At 71.9% G+C, this 15,758-nt stretch carries 16 protein-coding genes; 15 read left to right on the plus strand and 1 reads right to left on the minus strand.

The window, feature by feature from the left end; genetic code table 11:
• Positions 1–15: 15 nt before the first annotated feature.
• From OG992_RS27225 to OG992_RS27275, 11 genes are all read left to right on the plus strand, one after another.
• Complete coding sequence (locus OG992_RS27225) at positions 16–1,497, plus strand: 2-hydroxymuconic semialdehyde dehydrogenase (RefSeq protein WP_266305285.1); 1,482 nt, start codon at positions 16–18, stop codon at positions 1,495–1,497.
• 20 nt (positions 1,498–1,517) lie between these two features.
• On the plus strand, positions 1,518–2,315 hold the full coding sequence (locus tag OG992_RS27230; protein WP_266304610.1) for a 2-keto-4-pentenoate hydratase: 798 nt from the start codon (positions 1,518–1,520) through the stop codon (positions 2,313–2,315).
• On the plus strand, positions 2,312–3,247 hold the full coding sequence (locus tag OG992_RS27235) for an acetaldehyde dehydrogenase (acetylating) (RefSeq protein ID WP_266304611.1): 936 nt from the start codon (positions 2,312–2,314) through the stop codon (positions 3,245–3,247). The genes OG992_RS27230 and OG992_RS27235 overlap by 4 nt, the downstream gene beginning before the upstream one ends.
• On the plus strand, positions 3,244–4,368 hold the full coding sequence (gene dmpG / locus OG992_RS27240; RefSeq protein ID WP_266304612.1) for a 4-hydroxy-2-oxovalerate aldolase: 1,125 nt from the start codon (positions 3,244–3,246) through the stop codon (positions 4,366–4,368). The genes OG992_RS27235 and dmpG overlap by 4 nt, the downstream gene beginning before the upstream one ends.
• Positions 4,365–5,138, plus strand: coding sequence for a 2-keto-4-pentenoate hydratase (locus tag OG992_RS27245; RefSeq protein ID WP_238685442.1), 774 nt, complete (start codon positions 4,365–4,367; stop codon positions 5,136–5,138). The genes dmpG and OG992_RS27245 overlap by 4 nt, the downstream gene beginning before the upstream one ends.
• Positions 5,135–5,557, plus strand: a complete 423-nt coding sequence (locus tag OG992_RS27250; RefSeq protein ID WP_238685441.1) for a RidA family protein — start codon at positions 5,135–5,137, stop codon at positions 5,555–5,557. The genes OG992_RS27245 and OG992_RS27250 overlap by 4 nt, the downstream gene beginning before the upstream one ends.
• Positions 5,554–6,078 (plus strand): 3-hydroxyanthranilate 3,4-dioxygenase, encoded by a 525-nt coding sequence (locus OG992_RS27255; protein ID WP_266304613.1) that lies wholly within the window; start codon positions 5,554–5,556, stop codon positions 6,076–6,078. Before OG992_RS27250 ends, OG992_RS27255 begins: the two co-directional genes overlap by 4 nt.
• A complete protein-coding gene (locus OG992_RS27260; protein ID WP_238685439.1) occupies positions 6,078–7,079 on the plus strand; it encodes an amidohydrolase family protein in 1,002 nt (333 codons plus the stop codon). The genes OG992_RS27255 and OG992_RS27260 overlap by 1 nt, the downstream gene beginning before the upstream one ends.
• 179 nt (positions 7,080–7,258) lie before the next feature.
• A complete protein-coding gene (locus OG992_RS27265; RefSeq protein WP_266304614.1) occupies positions 7,259–8,722 on the plus strand; it encodes an amidase in 1,464 nt (487 codons plus the stop codon).
• A gap of 75 nt (positions 8,723–8,797) precedes the next feature.
• Positions 8,798–9,094, plus strand: a complete 297-nt coding sequence (locus OG992_RS27270) for a hypothetical protein (protein WP_112584149.1) — start codon at positions 8,798–8,800, stop codon at positions 9,092–9,094.
• Positions 9,081–9,488: a DUF5130 family protein gene (locus OG992_RS27275; RefSeq protein WP_238685437.1), complete on the plus strand. Its 408-nt coding sequence runs from the start codon at positions 9,081–9,083 to the stop codon at positions 9,486–9,488. The genes OG992_RS27270 and OG992_RS27275 overlap by 14 nt, the downstream gene beginning before the upstream one ends.
• A gap of 327 nt (positions 9,489–9,815) precedes the next feature.
• Here the strand turns inward: OG992_RS27275 and pepN are convergent, their stop codons facing one another.
• Positions 9,816–12,365 carry an aminopeptidase N gene (pepN, locus tag OG992_RS27280; protein WP_266304615.1) on the minus strand — a complete coding sequence of 850 codons (2,550 nt, stop codon included), beginning with the start codon at positions 12,363–12,365 and terminating at the stop codon, positions 9,816–9,818.
• A gap of 221 nt (positions 12,366–12,586) precedes the next feature.
• Here pepN and OG992_RS27285 point away from each other — a divergent pair, with 221 nt between their 5' ends.
• The 4 genes from OG992_RS27285 to OG992_RS27300 all read left to right on the plus strand — a co-directional run bounded on the left by OG992_RS27285 (position 12,587) and on the right by OG992_RS27300 (position 15,754).
• Positions 12,587–13,213: a disulfide bond formation protein DsbA gene (locus OG992_RS27285; protein WP_210786053.1), complete on the plus strand. Its 627-nt coding sequence runs from the start codon at positions 12,587–12,589 to the stop codon at positions 13,211–13,213.
• Between the two features lie 181 nt (positions 13,214–13,394).
• Positions 13,395–13,910 (plus strand): hypothetical protein, encoded by a 516-nt coding sequence (locus OG992_RS27290; protein WP_238685435.1) that lies wholly within the window; start codon positions 13,395–13,397, stop codon positions 13,908–13,910.
• An 89-nt stretch (positions 13,911–13,999) separates the two neighbouring features.
• Positions 14,000–15,199 carry a DUF1015 family protein gene (locus OG992_RS27295; protein WP_266304616.1) on the plus strand — a complete coding sequence of 400 codons (1,200 nt, stop codon included), beginning with the start codon at positions 14,000–14,002 and terminating at the stop codon, positions 15,197–15,199.
• 87 nt (positions 15,200–15,286) lie between these two features.
• Entirely contained in the window at positions 15,287–15,754 is a 468-nt protein-coding gene (locus OG992_RS27300) for a ribose-5-phosphate isomerase (protein ID WP_112584153.1), read from the plus strand.
• Positions 15,755–15,758: the final 4 nt, after the last annotated feature.

Here is a 15,758-nt window from a genome sequence, read left to right on the forward strand (position 1 = left end):
TGGGATCCGCGGCTGATGGCCGGCCACGCGCCGAGTGGCCCGCAGCGGTTGCGCAACTTCGTCGCCGGCGAGTTCGTCGACGGCGGAAACACGTTCGCCAAGGCCAGCCCGGTCACCGGGGAGCAGGTCTTCGAGGTGGACGAGGCGTCGCTGTCCACGGTGGACGACGCGGTGGCGGCTGCCCGGGCGGCGCTGCGGGGGCCGTGGGGCCGGATGGGCGAGCGCGAGCGCGCCGAGGTGCTGCGCCGCGTCGCCGACGAGCTGGAGCGCCGCTTCGACGACCTGGTGACCGCCGAGGTCGCCGACACCGGCAAGTCCATCGCCCAGGCCCGCACCCTGGACATTCCGCGCGGTGCGGCGAACTTCCGGGCGTTCGCGGAGATCGTCGCGACCGCGCCCACCGAGTCGTTCACGACTGTCACACCGACCGGCGGCCGGGCACTCAACTACGCGCTGCGTAAGCCGGTCGGCGTGGTAGCGGTCATCGTGCCGTGGAACCTGCCACTGCTGCTGCTCACCTGGAAGGTGGCTCCGGCGCTGGCCTGCGGCAATGCCGTCGTGGTCAAGCCCAGCGAGGAGACTCCCGCCTCGGCGACGGTGCTGGCCGAGGTGATGGCCGCCGCTGGCGTACCGGCCGGGGTGTTCAACCTGGTGCACGGCTTCGGGCCGGACTCGGCGGGCGAATTCCTCACCCGCCACCCCGGCGTCGACGCGATCACCTTCACCGGCGAGTCGGCCACCGGCGGCGCGATCATGCGGGCCGCCGCCGACGGAGTGAAGGCGGTGAGCTTCGAACTCGGTGGCAAGAACGCCGGCCTGGTCTTCGCCGACGCCGACCTGGACGCCGCGGTGGCCGGCTCGGTGCGGTCCAGTTTCACCAACGGCGGGCAGGTCTGCCTCTGCACCGAACGCATCTACGTGCAGCGCCCGGTCTTCGAGGAGTTCACCGCCCGGCTGGCGAAGCGGGCCGGCGAACTGGCGTACGGCTGGCCGACAGACGAGGCCACCGCCACCATGCCGCTGATCTCCCACCAGCACCGCGGGAAGGTGCTCAGCGCGTACGAGCTGGCCCGCTCCGAGGGCGCCGAGGTGCTCACCGGTGGCGGCACGCCCACCTTCGGCGACACCCGCGACGGCGGGTCGTACGTGCAGCCGACGGTGCTCACCGGGCTCGGCCCGGACGCCCGCACCAACCGGGAGGAGATCTTCGGCCCGGTGGTGCACGTCGCGCCGTTCGACACCGAGGACGAGGCGTACGCCCTCGCCAACGGCACCGAGTACGGCCTGGCGGCGACCGTGTGGACCCGGGACGTGGGCGTCGCGCACCGGGCCGGCGCCCGGCTCGACGCCGGCATCGTCTGGGTCAACACGTGGTTCCTGCGTGACCTGCGTACCCCGTTCGGCGGGGTGAAGGCGTCCGGGATCGGTCGCGAGGGCGGCGTGCACTCGCTGAACTTCTACTCCGAACTCACGAACGTCTGCGTGGACCTGTCGTGAGCCGTAGCGAGGGAGCGGGCATGGAAGCTGACATCGAGGGCGCCAACCGGGAGCTGGCCGACGCCCGCAGCACCGGCAAGCCGTGCGCGCCGCTTCGGGGCCGGCTGTTGCCGGAGGGCGACGTCGAGGCCGCGTACCGGGTGCAGCAACTCCAGGCGCGGGCCTGGCAGGGCCGCGGCGAACGCCGGGTCGGCGCGAAGATCGGGTTGACCTCGCGGGCCGTGCAGGAGACCTTCGGGGTGTTCCAGCCGGACTTCGGCATGCTGACCGACGCCATGGCGGTCGGCGACGGGGTCGAGGTGCCCATCGACCGGCTGCTCCAGCCCCGCGTGGAGGCGGAGATCGCCTTCGTGCTCGACAAGGATCTTCCCAACCCGCAGCTCACCACCGTCGACCTGATCCGCGCGGTCGACCACGTGTTGCCGGCGATCGAGATCGTCGACTCCCGGATCGCCGCCTGGGACATCTCCATCGTGGACACGGTCGCCGACAACGCCTCCAGCGGGCTCTTCGTGCTCGGCACCACCCCGCGCCGGCTCGCCGACGTGGACCTGCGACTGTGCGGCATGGTGCTGGAGCACGCCGGCGAGCCGGTCTCGGTGGGCGCGGGAGCCGCCTGCCTGGGCAACCCGTTGCACGCCCTGCAGTGGTTGGCGGGCACCCTGGCCCGCGCCGGTGACCCGCTGCGCGCCGGTGACGTGGTGCTCTCCGGGGCGCTCGGCCCGATGGTGCCGGTCACCCCGGGTGCCGCGTACGAGGCCCGGATCTCCGGGCTCGGCTCGGTGCGGACGTGTTTCAGTGATGGAGGCAACCAGTGACCACTAATGTGGCGGTGCTGGGATCGGGAAACATCGGCACCGACCTGATGATCAAGGTGTTGCGCCTGAGCGACAGCCTGCGCATGGTGGCGATGGCCGGCATCGACCCGGCCTCCGACGGCCTGGCGCGCGCTCGCCGGCTCGGCGTCGCCACCACCGCCGACGGCGTGGACGGGCTCGTCGCGTTGCCCGAGTTCGCCGACGTCGAGTTGGTGTTCGACGCCACCTCGGCCGGCGCGCACCGACGCCACGACCAGGTGCTGCGCGCCCACGGCCGCACCGTGGTCGACCTGACCCCGGCCGCGCTCGGCCCGTACGTGGTGCCGCCGGTCAACCTCGACGAGCACCTGCACCAGCCCAACGTCAACATGGTGACCTGTGGCGGGCAGGCGACGGTGCCCATCGTCGCCGCGGTACGCCGGGTCACCCCGGTGGCGTACGGGGAGATCGTCGCGTCGATCGCGTCGAAGTCCGCCGGGCCGGGCACCCGGGCCAACATCGACGAGTTCACCGAGACCACGGCCCGAGCCATCGAGGTGGTGGGCGGTGCCGAGCGGGGCAAGGCGATCATCGTGCTGAACCCGGCGGACCCGCCGCTGCTGATGCGGGACACCGTCTACTGCCTCTGCCCGGACGCCGACGCCGACACCCACGCCATCGCCGCCTCGGTGGCCGAGATGGTGGCGGCCGTGCAGGAGTACGTCCCCGGCTACCGGCTCAAGCAGGACGTGCAGTTCGACCGGGTGCAGGCGTACCTGCCGACGCTCGGGCGGCGGCTCACCGCTCTTCAGGTGTCGGTGTTCCTGGAGGTCTCCGGCGCCGGGCACTACCTGCCCGCGTACGCCGGGAACCTGGACATCATGACCTCGGCCGCGCTGCGCACCGCGGAGCGGCTGGTCGCCCTGCGCTCTTCGGAGGTGGCCGCGCCATGACCGAGCTGTACATCCAGGACGTGACGCTGCGCGACGGCATGCACGCCATCGCCCACCAGTACACGGTCGACCACGTGCGCACCATCGCCGCCGCGTTGGACGCCGCCGGGGTGGCCGCCATCGAGGTGGCGCACGGTGACGGTCTCGCCGGCTCCAGCGTCAACTACGGCCACGGCGCTGCCAGCGACGCGCAGTGGATCTCGGCGGCGGCCGAGGTGCTGACCACCGCGAAACTGACCACCCTGCTGCTGCCGGGCATCGGCACGATCGCCGACCTGAAGGCCGCGAAGGCGTTCGGGGTGACGAGCGTCCGGATCGCCACCCACTGCACGGAGGCGGACATCTCCGCCCAGCACATCTCTTGGGCCCGGGAGAACGGCATGGACGTGGCCGGGTTCCTGATGATGTCGCACATGAACGATCCGGCCGGGCTCGCCGGGCAGGCCAAGCTCATGGAGTCGTACGGGGCGCACTGCGTCTACGTCACCGACTCCGGCGGCCGGCTGCTGATGTCCGACGTGGCGCAGCGGGTCGACGCGTACCGGCAGGTCCTCGCCCCGGAGACGCAGATCGGCATCCACGCCCACCACAACCTGTCGCTCGGGGTGGCCAACAGCGTGCTCGCCGTCGAGCACGGCCGGGTCACCGGGTCCGCGCCGGTCGGCCCCGACGTGGCGCACGGCCGGACGGTCCGCGTCGACGCCTCCCTCGCGGGCATGGGCGCGGGTGCCGGCAACGCCCCGCTGGAGGTCTTCGTCGCGGTCGCCGAGCTGCACGGCTGGAAGCACGGCTGCGACGTGTTCGCGCTGATGGACGCCGCCGACGACATCGTCCGTCCGCTGCAGGACCGGCCGGTCCAGGTGGACCGGGAAACCCTCTCCCTGGGGTACGCCGGGGTCTACTCCAGCTTCCTGCGGCACGCCGAGCGGGCCTCCACGAAGTACGGCGTGGACGTCCGGTCGATCCTGGTCGAGCTGGGCCGCCGCCGGATGGTCGGCGGCCAGGAGGACATGATCGTGGACGTGGCACTCGACCTGGCCGACAAGGAGCAGGCGGTGAGCGCGAGGAGTGAGCCGGGTTTGCGAGCCCCGCAGTCGCGAACGGAAGGTGGCGCAGCATGATTGGCGTGGACATCGTCGGGATCGCCGAGAAGCTGGGCACGGCTGCCGACACGGCCACCGCGATCCCGCAGCTCGCCGCCGAGACCGGCCTCGACGTGGACACCGCGTACGCGGTGCAGGCCGCGCTGCTGCAGCGCCGGCTGAACGCCGGTGAGCGGTTGGTCGGGCTGAAGATGGGGCTGACCAGCAGGGCGAAGATGGCCCAGGTCGGCGTGGACGAGGTGATCTGGGGGCGGCTCACCAACGCGATGCGGGTGCCCGACGGCGGCGCCGTGGATCCCGCCGCGTACATCCATCCCCGGGTCGAGCCGGAGGTGGCGTTCCTGCTGGACCGGCTACCCGAGCCGGGCGAGCCGGTCGGCGACTTCGCCACGGCGGTCCGCGCTGTCGCTCCGGCCATCGAGTTGATCGACTCCCGGTACGCGGACTTCCGTTTCTCGCTGCCGGACGTCGTAGCGGACAACACCTCGGCGGCCGCGTTCGTGATCGGACCGTGGTCGCCGGTGCCGGCGGGGCTGGACAACCTGGGCGTGCTGCTGGAGGTCGACGGGCGGGTGGCGCAGGTCGGCTCGACGGCGGCGATCCTCGGTGATCCGCGCCGGGCCCTCGACGAGGGCATCCGGCTGGCGGGCCGGCACGGGGTGCGGCTGGAGTCCGGCTGGGTCTTCCTGGCCGGTGCCGCCACCGCCGCTGTTCCGCTGCGTCCCGGCGCCCACGTCCGCGCCGTCGTCGAGAAGCTCGGCACCGCCTCGCTGCGGGCGTCGTCATGACCGCCCGGGTGGTGGCCGGGAAGGCCGTTCCACGCGGGGCCTTTCCGCACGTCAAGGTCGCCGGCGGGTTCGTCTTCGTCTCCGGTACGTCGTCGCGGCGTGCGGACAACACCTTCGCCGGTGTCGACGTGGACGGGTTCGGCACCACCAACCTCGACATCCGTGTGCAGACGCGGGCCGTCATCGAGAACGTGCGGGATCTGCTGCGTTCGGTCGGCGCTGACCTCACCGACCTGGTCCAGGTGACGACGTACCTGGTCAACATGAACGACTTCGGTGGTTACAACGAGGTGTGGGCCGAGTTCTTCGACGCCTCCGGACCGACCCGTACGACGGTGGCGGTGCACCAGTTGCCGCACCCGCACCTGCTGATCGAAATCCAGGCCGTGGCCCTTCTTCCCTCGGGAGGTCAGTCGTGAGTGAGATCGCCGAGCCGTTCAGCTTTCCGGGCTGGATCGCCGACAACCAGCACCTGCTGAAGCCCCCGGTGGGCAACAAGGAGATGTTCCCGGGCGGGGACGACTTCATCGTGATGGTGGTGGGCGGGCCCAACCAGCGCACCGACTTCCACGTGGACCCGTACGAGGAGTTCTTCTACCAGGTCAAGGGCAACATGCACATCAACCTGGTCACCTCGGAGGGGCCGCGTACTGTGCACGTGCGCGAGGGGCAGATGTGGATGCTGCCGCGCAACACCCCGCACTCGCCGCAGCGGCCGGAGGCCGGCTCGATCGGTGTGGTCGTCGAGCGGGTCCGCGAGGAGGGCACGCTGGAGACGTTCCAGTGGTACTGCCCGGAGTGCGGCAGCAAGGTGCACGAGGTCGAGTTGCAGGTCCGCGACATCGCCGCCGATCTGCCCCCGGTGTTCCAGGCGTTCTACGCCGACGAGCAGGCACGCACCTGCGCCAACTGCGGCACCCTGCACCCGGGCAAGGGCTGATGCCCGCAGGCGTGGTCGACGTGCACACGCACGTCGTACCGAAGGGTTGGCCGGACCTCGGCGCGGCGTGCGGCGGGTCCGGCTGGCCGTGGTTGCGGGTCGACTCCGAGCGCGCCGCCATGATCATGGTGGGGGAGACGGAGTTCCGCCCGGTTGGCGCCGAGTGCTGGGACGCGTCGCGTCGACTGGCCGACATGGACGCCGACGGCGTGGCCGTGCAGGTGGTTTCGCCCACCCCGGTCTTCTTCAGCTACGACCGCCCGGCCGACCAGGCGGTGAAGGTCGCCCGGATCTTCAACGACCTGACACTGGAGGTCACCGCGGCCGGGGCTGACCGACTGGTGCCGTTCTGCCAGGTGCCGCTCCAGGACCCGGACGCCGCCTGTGCCGAACTGGACCGCAGCCTCGCCGCCGGGCACGTGGGCGTGGAGATCGGCAACCACGTCGGCGACCGGGACCTGGACGACGCCGGGGTGGTCACCTTCCTCCAGCACTGTGCCGAGGTGGGCGCACCCGTCTTCGTTCACCCGTGGGACATGCCTGGCGGGCCGCGACTGGACCGCTGGATGGCCCGTTGGCTCACCGGGATGCCCGCCGAGACGCACCTGTCGGTGCTGGCGATGATCCTCGGCGGCGTCTTCGACCGGGTGCCCGAGACGCTGCGGATCTGTTTCGCGCACGGCGGCGGCAGTTTCCCGTTCTGGCTCGGCCGCGCCGACAACGCCTGGCACCGCCGTGGCGACCTGGTCCGGGGCGCGTCCGCCGGCCCGCCCAGCAGCTACCTCGACCGGTTCAGCGTCGACTCGGTGGTCTTCGCGCCGCCCGCCCTGCGGCTGCTTGTCGACACCCTGGGGGAGGACCGGGTGCTGGTCGGCAGCGACTACCCGTACCCGCTGGGCGAACGGCCGGCCGGCGCTGTGGTTCACGCGGCCGACTTCCTCAGCGACGACCAACGCGACAAACTCCTGTCCGCCAACGCCCTCCGTTTCCTGCACGGCTGAGCGCAGCGCCTCGCCCTCGGCGCGAGGAGATCGTGGACAGTTTCCGTCCGGCGTTGACGAGAACTGTCCAGGATCTGCGGCTCGACCGGCCACGCGTGGGGTGGACGCCCGGTTGGTCCGTTTCCGGTCGCCAGCGCGTGTCGGCTGCGCGAAGGGCCGACGGCCGGCAGGATGGCGGCATGGCCGAGCCGCACGACCTGACCGCGTTGGAGCAGGCCGCCGCGATGACCCGCGGCGAGCTGTCCAGCGTCGACCTGGTCGAGCACTCCCTGCGGCGGGTGGCCGCGCTCGGCGACACCGTGGGCGCGTTCGTCACCGTCACACCGGACCTCGCGCGGCAGGCCGCGCGTGCGGCCGACGCGGTGCCGAACGAGGAGCGCGGCCCGCTGCACGGCGTGCCGACCGCGATCAAGGACCTGACGCTCACCGCCGGAGTCCGCACCACCTTCGGTTCGGCCGCCTTCTTCGACTTCGTCCCGCCGGTCGACGCCGACGTGGTCCGCTTCATCAAGGCCGCCGGTCTGGTCAGCCTGGGCAAGACGACCACCTCCGAGCTGGGCTGTTCGCTCTACTCGGAGGGCCGGGTCGCGCCGCCGGCCCGCAACCCGTGGCAGTTGGCGTACACAGCGGGCGGGTCCAGCGGCGGCGCCGCAGCGGCGGTCGCGGCCGGGCTGGTCCCGGTCGCCCAGGGGTCCGACGGTGGTGGGTCGCTGCGCATCCCGGCGTCGCTCTGCGGCCTGGTCGGCTACAAGCCCAGCCGGGGCCTCGTCTCCGGTGGGCCGATCGGCTCCGGCGCGTTCGGCCTGCCCACCAGCGGCCCGCTCGGGCGGACGGTCACCGACGTCGCCGCACTGCTCGACGTCATGGCCGTCCCGGTCCCCGGCGAGCCCTACCTGCCGCCGCCCGCGCCGCCCGGCGGCTACCTGGCCGTCGCGCGGCGGGCCGAGCCGGGCCCGCTGCGGATCGGTCGGTTCACCACGCCGATGCTCGCCGACGAGCCGGTGCATCCCGACTGCGTGGCCGCCGTGGACCGGGCCGCCGCGCTGCTCACGGCGGCCGGCCACGAGGTGGTCGAGGTGCCGCCGCCGCTCGGGCCGGCGGCGTGGCCGCTGTTCGAGATCCTCTGGTACGTGCTGGCGCTCACCCCGGTGCCACCCCAGCGGGAGGCGGAGCTGCTGCCGTTGACCCGGCTGCTCCGGGCCCGGGGCGCCGAACTCTCCGCCGGCACCCTGGCCGCCACCCTCGGGGAGTTGCAGGCGCAGGTGCGCCTCGGTGCCCGCCGCACCGCCGGCTGCGACCTGCTCCTCTGTCCCACCCTGGCCACCCCGCAGGCGCCCGTCGGCTGGTTCACCGCCGATGCGGACCCGGCCGCCGATTTCGACAGGCAACGCCGATTCTCGCCCTACTGCGCCATCTTCAACGTCACCGGCGATCCCTCCGTCTCCCTGCCACTGGGTACCACTACCGACGGCCTGCCCGTCGGGGTGCTGCTCACCGGTCGGTACGGCGACGACGCGCGGCTTATCGCTACCGCTGCGCAACTGGAGAACTCGAGTGACGGATGGGATCGGCACCCCGCAATCTGGCGGGCCGTCGACTCCGCTAACGTGAATGGTGACGGAGTCGGGCGGTCGGCAGCGTGATCGTCCATCCGACCCGGTTTTTCACTGTCGTCCTTCTTCCGCCTGGGGGCGTTGGGATTGTCTGTTACCGAGACGTTGCTGGTCTTCGTCGGCATCCCGTTGGCCGCTGTGCTGGTCATCGCCGGCCTGTCGTACGCCGGTAGCCGCGGGGGTGCCACCGGCGGTGGCGGTGGCGCCAAGCGCTACCGTCCGGGCCGGCCCTTCGACTTCACTCCGGTCTGGTTCCTGGGCCGACCGGAGCAGCTGGCCGACTCGGCCGGCACCGCGCTGACGGCGGGGGCGCAGGCGCCCGCGCTGACCAGCCACAAGCTTGAGCAGGCCAGCGTCGAGGCGCCGGCCGGTGGAACCGGAGGCGCAAGTGACCGTTGGTGAGAAGCAGACCGGGTCGGAAAATCCGCCCGAGGTGCTCGACGGGCCGTTCTCGACCCGCCAGCTGCTGCGCATCGACGAGGCCCTGCGCCTGGCCGACAGGGGCACCGGCCTGGTCTTCTCGGTCTTCGTCGGTGGTCTCGACGAGCCGATCCGCGAGCACGCCCAGCGGCTGCACCGTCAGCTCGCCGAGCCCGACAAGTCGGTGCTGATCGCCGTGTCACCCAACCAGCGTCAGCTGGAGATCATCACTGGGCGGTACGCCCGCAAGCGCATCCCCGACACGTACGCCAAGCTGGCCGCGCTCTCCATGGTCGGCGCGTTCAGCGGCGGTGACCTGGCCGGCGGCATCATCAACGGCCTCGACCAGCTCGCCAGCCACGCCGGCAAGGGCTGACCCACACACACGACAAAGCCCGGCCCGCTGCGAGCGGGCCGGGCTTTGATCTGTCTGGGGCTGTCTCAGTGCGGCCAGGCGCTCGGGTCCAACCTCATCGTCCACGGCTCGTCCACTGTCACGGCGTCGTCCGGACCAATCGTGCCCAGCCCGCGGGGGTGCGCCTGGTCGCAACACCGTCAGATCGGGGATGAGATTACCGCCGGGGACCTGCACCCCGATTTCCCGGATCACGCGCCAACCGGTGGGCGCCGCCTGGCGAATCGCGTCACGATAACGCCCGGGGCCGGCGCGGGCTCACACCCACGCCGGCCCCGGACAAGCTGCTCAGGCGCTCTGGGCGTCCTTCGCGCGGGCCTTCAGCGCCCGCACCACGCCGTCGCGGCCCTCGGCCACCAGTCGACGCAGCGGGGCGGGGTGCCCGTCGCCGGCCAGCCACGCGTCGGTAGCCGCGACCGTGTCGTCCTCCACCAGGTAGGTCGGGTACGCCAGCTGGGCGAACTCCTGCGCCGGCTCGCTGTCCCGGGTGGCCCACACCTGCCCGACCGCCGCGAAGTACCGCTCCCGGTACGGGGCGACCAGCTCCACCTGCGCCGGGTGGGCGAAGCCCTGCAACAGCGCCCGGTGCCGCCAGTTGGGCAGTGCGTCCGGGCCGGTGAGCAGGGCCCACACGGCGGCCTTGTTCTCGGCCGTCGGCATCAGCGCGTGCGCGTACGCGGCTTCCCGCTCGCCGCTGGCCGTGCGGTCGCTGCTCAGCTCCGCCTCGATCTCGGCGGTGCCGGCGGCGCCGTTGGCCACCAGCGCGGCGAGGACCGACCAGCGCAGCTCGGTGTCGACGGTCAGCCCGGCCGGCATCCCGGTGCCGTCCAGCCAACCGCGCAGCGTGGCCAGGTCTTCCTCGGAGCGGACCGCCGACGTGAACGCACGGGCCCAGGCCAACTGGAACCCGCTGCCGGGCTCGGCGGCGGCGAGTGCGTCGCGGGCGGTACGGGCCAGGTCGGCCCAGCCGGTCGGCGCCCAGGCCGGGTCGGCGTACAGGGTGAGCGCCGTGGTCGCCTGCCGCAGGGTGGCGGTGACCAGGTTGATGTCGGTCTCCGCGGGCAGCCCGCTCAGCGTCAGCGCCACGTAGTCGCGGGCGGACAACTCGGCGTCGCGGATCATGTCCCAGGCGGCGGTCCAGCAGAGCGCGCGGGCCAGCGACGAGTCGAAGCCACCGATGTGCTGCACCACTGTCGCCATCGAGCGCTCGTCGAGGCGCAGCTTGGTGTAGCTGAGGTCGTCGTCGTTGAGCAGCAACACGTCGGCCGCCCGGACGCCGCGCAGCGGGGCCAGATCCGTGTGCTCGCCGGTCACGTCCACCTCGTACCGTTCCCGACGGACCAGCCGCCCGTCGGTCAGGTCGTACAGGCCCACGCCGATGCGGTGGGTCCGCAGCGTCGGGTACGCCGCCGGGGCCTCCTGCCGCACCAGCACCTGCTCGTACGTGCCGTCGGCCCCGATGGTCACCTCCGGACGCAGCGTGTTGACCTGCGCGGTCTCCAACCACTGCGCGGCGAACTTGCGCAGCTCCCGCCCGGATGCGGCCTCCAGCTCGGTGAGCAGGTCGTCGAAGGTGGCGTTGCCCCAGGCGTGCTTGCCGAAGTAGGCCCGCAGCCCGGCCACGAACGGCTCCTCACCCACGTACGCGACGAGCTGCTTGAGCACGCTCGCACCCTTGGCGTAGGTGATGCCGTCGAAGTTGACCTCCACGGCCTCCATGTCCGGCATCTCGGTGTAGACCGGGTGGGTGGAGGAGAGCTGGTCCTGCCGGTAGCCCCAGTTCTTCCGGATGGATAGGAAGGTCGTCCACGCCTCTGCGAACCGGGTCGCGTTGGTGTTGCACCAGTGGCTGGCCCACTCGGCGAACGACTCGTTCAGCCACAGGTCGTTCCACCAGCGCATGGTGACCAGGTCACCGAACCACATGTGGGCCAGTTCGTGCAGGATCGTGTTGGCCCGCTGCTCGTACTCGAAGTCGGTGACCTGCGAGCGGAACAGGTAGTGCGACTCGGCGTGCGTCACGCAGCCGAAGTTCTCCATCGCGCCGGCGTTGAAGTCGGGCACCCAGAGCTGGTCGTACTTCGGCAGCGGGTACCGCACGTCGAACTTCTCGTGGAAGAAGTCGAAGCCCTGCTTGGTGATCAGGAACAGGTCGTCGGAGTCCAGGTACTGTGCCATCGACGCCCGGCAGAACACCCCCAGGTCGATGCCGTCGTGCGCGTCGCGCACCTCGTGGTACGGCCCGGCGCACATTGCCGTGATGTAGGTGCTCATCCGGGGCGACTCGGTGAAGTGCAGCGTCTTGAGCGCCTCACCCGCCGGCTCCTCCCGCTGCACGGGCATGTTGGAGACCGCCCGCCAGTGCGCCGGCACTGTGACGTGCCAGGTGTAGACGCTCTTCAGGTCGGGCTGGTCGAAGCAGGCGAACACCCGCTGCGCGTCGGCCGTCTCGAACTGGCTGTAGAGGTACGTCTCGCCGTCCACCGGGTCGACCGTCCGGTGCAGACCCTGACCGCTGTTGGAGTAACCGAAGTCGGCATCGACCACCAGGACGTTGTCGCTGTCCAACCCGGACAGGGTCAGGCCCTTCTCGGCGGACCAGTCGGAGAGGTCGACAGGCGTGCCGTTCAGCGTCGCGGACCGCACCGAGTCGGCGGCCAGCTCGATGAAGGTGCTCGCGCCCGGTTCGGAGCAGCGGAACCGGACCTCGGTCGTCGACCTGAACGTACGGCCGTCGGCCGCCAGTACGGCACTGGACAGGTCCAGACTGATGTCATACCCCGTCACGTTGAGCAGGCGTGCCCGCTCGGTCGCCTCGACCTGCGTCAGGTTGCGCACTCCCGGCACTGTTCGTCTCCATCCCACATGTCGCCGTACGCCCGGCGGCGCCCGTTCGCCTACCGCTCGTGACGGCTGGCCCGATTCGAGTCTTCCATGTACGGGCAGCCCGCGGTGGCCGAGGTCACGCTCTCATTCGTGTGCCGGTCGATGCGCTGCGGGGTGAAGATTCTCCTGAGACGCCGACCTGTCGGCGCCACCCGTCGTGAAGGGATCTCACAGTGACCGAACGTGTCACCGCCGACATGTGGTTCGACCCGGCCTGCCCGTGGGCGTGGATAACCTCCCGCTGGCTGCTCGAGGTCGAGCAGATCCGGGATGTGGACATCCGCTTCCACGTGATGAGCCTGGCCGTGCTCAACGACGGTCGGGACGAGCTGCCCGAGGACTACAAGGAGTTCCTGAAGACCGCGTGGGGCCCGGTGCGGGTCTGCATCGCCGCCGAGCAGTTGCACGGCAATGACGTGCTGCGCCCGCTCTACACCGCGCTCGGCACCCGGATCCACCTGCAGAAGCAGGAGCGGGGTCCGGAGCTGTACGTGGCCGCGCTCACCGAGGCCGGCCTCGACCCGGCACTGGCCGCGGCCGCCGACAGCACGGACTACGACGAGGCACTTCGGGCCAGCCACGAGGCGGGTATGCGCCCGGTCGGGCAGGACGTGGGCACTCCGGTCGTGCACGCGCCCGGCCCGGACGGCACCCCTGTCGCGTTCTTCGGCCCGGTGATCACTCCGGCTCCGAAGGGGGAGGCCGCCGGCCGGCTCTGGGACGGCGTGCTGCTGGTCGCCGGCACTCCGGGCTTCTACGAGCTCAAGCGCACCCGCGAGCAGAGCCCGATCTTCGACTGAGCGACGACCGTCGCGCCCCCGTCCGTGCGTCGTCAGTGGCGCGGACGGGGGCGTTTCTCGTCGGGTGCCGAGGTCGGCGGAGGGTAGTGGCGTCACCGGGAGGCGGGCGGCGTCGTTTCCCTCGGTGTCCGCCGCAGCGGCCCGCAGGGCCGCACGCCGCAGTTCGTGGAGGCAAATCCCGATGGCCAAGCACCGTGCGTCCGGTGACGATCAGTTGACCCGGCAGGGGGTGATCGAGACTCCCGGCGCGGACTACTGGTCCGTTGACGACTCCCGCTGGCCGACGGTCCGCCCGGACCTGCCCGCCCACCTGGTGGATCTACTCGCGCCGCCCATCGTGGTGGGCGTGGCCCGGGTCCCGGTGACCTCCCGGCTCACCCCGCCCAGGGCGGTCGACCCACTGCCGTCGTCCGTCGACGCGGTGCCGGCCAACGCGCCGGCGCTGGTGCCGTCGTTGGCGGCACCGGCCGAACCGGCTCCGCCGCCGCCGGCGCCGGCTCCTCCGCGCCCGGTGCCGACGCCGCCGTTGAGCCCGCGGCCCGTTCCCACGCCTCCTCCCGACCGTCCCGTGCCGGGGCCGCCCGCGTCGCCTCGCCGCGCCCTGAACACCGGGCCGATCGGGACCGGTCGGCGTGGCAACGGTGGGCCGGTGAGCGCGGGCAAGCACCGCCGGGGCACCTCCGACCGCGCCGGCTGACCGACAGGGGCTCACCGGGCGCTTTCATCTGGTGGACGCCCCGCGGGTCCCCGTCGGCGGCGACACCGTCGCCGGTAGCGTCAGTGGGCATGACGGTCGTGCATCCGATCACCCGGGCCTGGGTCACCACTGGCGGCACCGGCGCGCAAAACTACGACGAGTTCGCCGACGACGCGGAGATCACCGCGATCATCGAGTCGAACCCGCACAGTGCTCTCGGCATCGAGATGCCGCACCGCGCCCCGCAGAGCCTGGGCAAGTCGTTCCTCGACGCGCTGCCGGACGCGGTGGCCCGCTTCGCCGAGGCCAAGGCCGACGGCAGTTACACCCCCGCCGAGCAGGTGGTGGTGCTCTACCGGATCAGCGCGCCCGGCGAGGAGCCGGCGTACGGGCTGTTCGCGATGGTGGACACCGACCAGATCTCCACCCGGGCAGACGAGCCGGGCCTGGTCATCCGCAACGAGGACGTCTTCATCGCCAAGGTGCGCGAGCGGGTGGCGCTGGCCGACGCGCTGGGCCACCTGCTCTCACCCGTACTCCTGCTCCAGACCGGGCGTGGCGACGACCTTCACGCCGCGCTCGCTGCGGCGACCGACACGGCCGGCGCGCCCGCCGCGACGGACACCGACCAGGCGGGGCGCACGCACGCCATCTGGCTGCTCGGCCCCGGCCCGGAGCAGGCCACGCTGACCGCTCTCGCCGGCGGCGGGGACCTGGTCGTCGCGGACGGCAACCACCGCAGCCTGGCCGCCCAGACCGGAGGGCTGCCGCGCTTCCTGGCCGTGGTCACCACCCCAGCGTCGGTGGCCATCCAGCCGTACAACCGGTTGGTCAGCGAGCTGACCACCACCCCGGCCGAGCTGCTCGACCGGCTGCGGGCCGCGGGCGCCGAGGTCGAGCCGATCGACGGCCCGGTCGAGGTGCCGGCGGCCGGCGGCTCCGTGCACCTCCGCCTCGACGGCCAGGGGTACGCGGTGCGCCTGCCCGCCACCGCCTCCGCCCGCCTGGAAAACCTGGACCACGCCCTGGTCGAGCGGCTGGTGCTGCGCGACGCGCTCGGCCTGGACCCGGGCGACAAGCGAATCACCTACGTCGGCGGTGACTACCCGGCGAGCTGGCTCACCGGCGAGGTCGACGCCGGGCGGGCCGAGTTGGCCATCCTGATCGCGCCGGTGACCGTGGCGGATTTCGTCGCCGTCAACCTGGCCAGGGAGAAGATGCCCCGCAAGAGCACCTGGTTCACCCCGAAGGCGCGCGGCGGTCTTGTCGTCGCCGAGCTGCCGCGGTGAGCGTCATCCCCACGACCGTGTGACGAACCCGGCTCGGGGACGCCGCCCCTGTGACGTCCCCGAGCGCGGCCTGACAGACTGCCCGGTATGCGCGTCTACCTGGGATCCGATCACGCCGGTTTCGAGTTGAAGGTGCACCTGGCCAACCACCTGGCCATGCAGGGCTACGACGTGGTCGACGTCGGCCCGCACAGCTACGACCCGGACGACGACTACCCCACGTTCTGCCTGCACACGGGCGACCAGGTGGTGGCCGACGAGACCGGCCTCGGGGTGGTCATCGGTGGCTCCGGCAACGGTGAGCAGATCGCCGCGAACAAGGTCGCCGGGGTTCGCGCCGCGCTGGCCTGGAGCGTCGAGACCGCTCAGTTGGCCCGCCAGCACAACGACGCGAACGTGGTCGCCATCGGTGCCCGCCAGCACACGCTGGACGAGGCGACCGGCATCGTCGAGGCGTTCCTGAACACGCCGTTCTCCGGCAACGAGCGGCACGCTCGTCGGATCGCCCAGGTGGCCGAGTACGAGCGGACCCGGAAGCTGCCCGACCTGCCCTGACGGT

Source organism: Micromonospora sp. NBC_00362, from assembly GCF_026342155.1.
GTDB lineage: Bacteria > Actinomycetota > Actinomycetes > Mycobacteriales > Micromonosporaceae > Micromonospora > Micromonospora hortensis.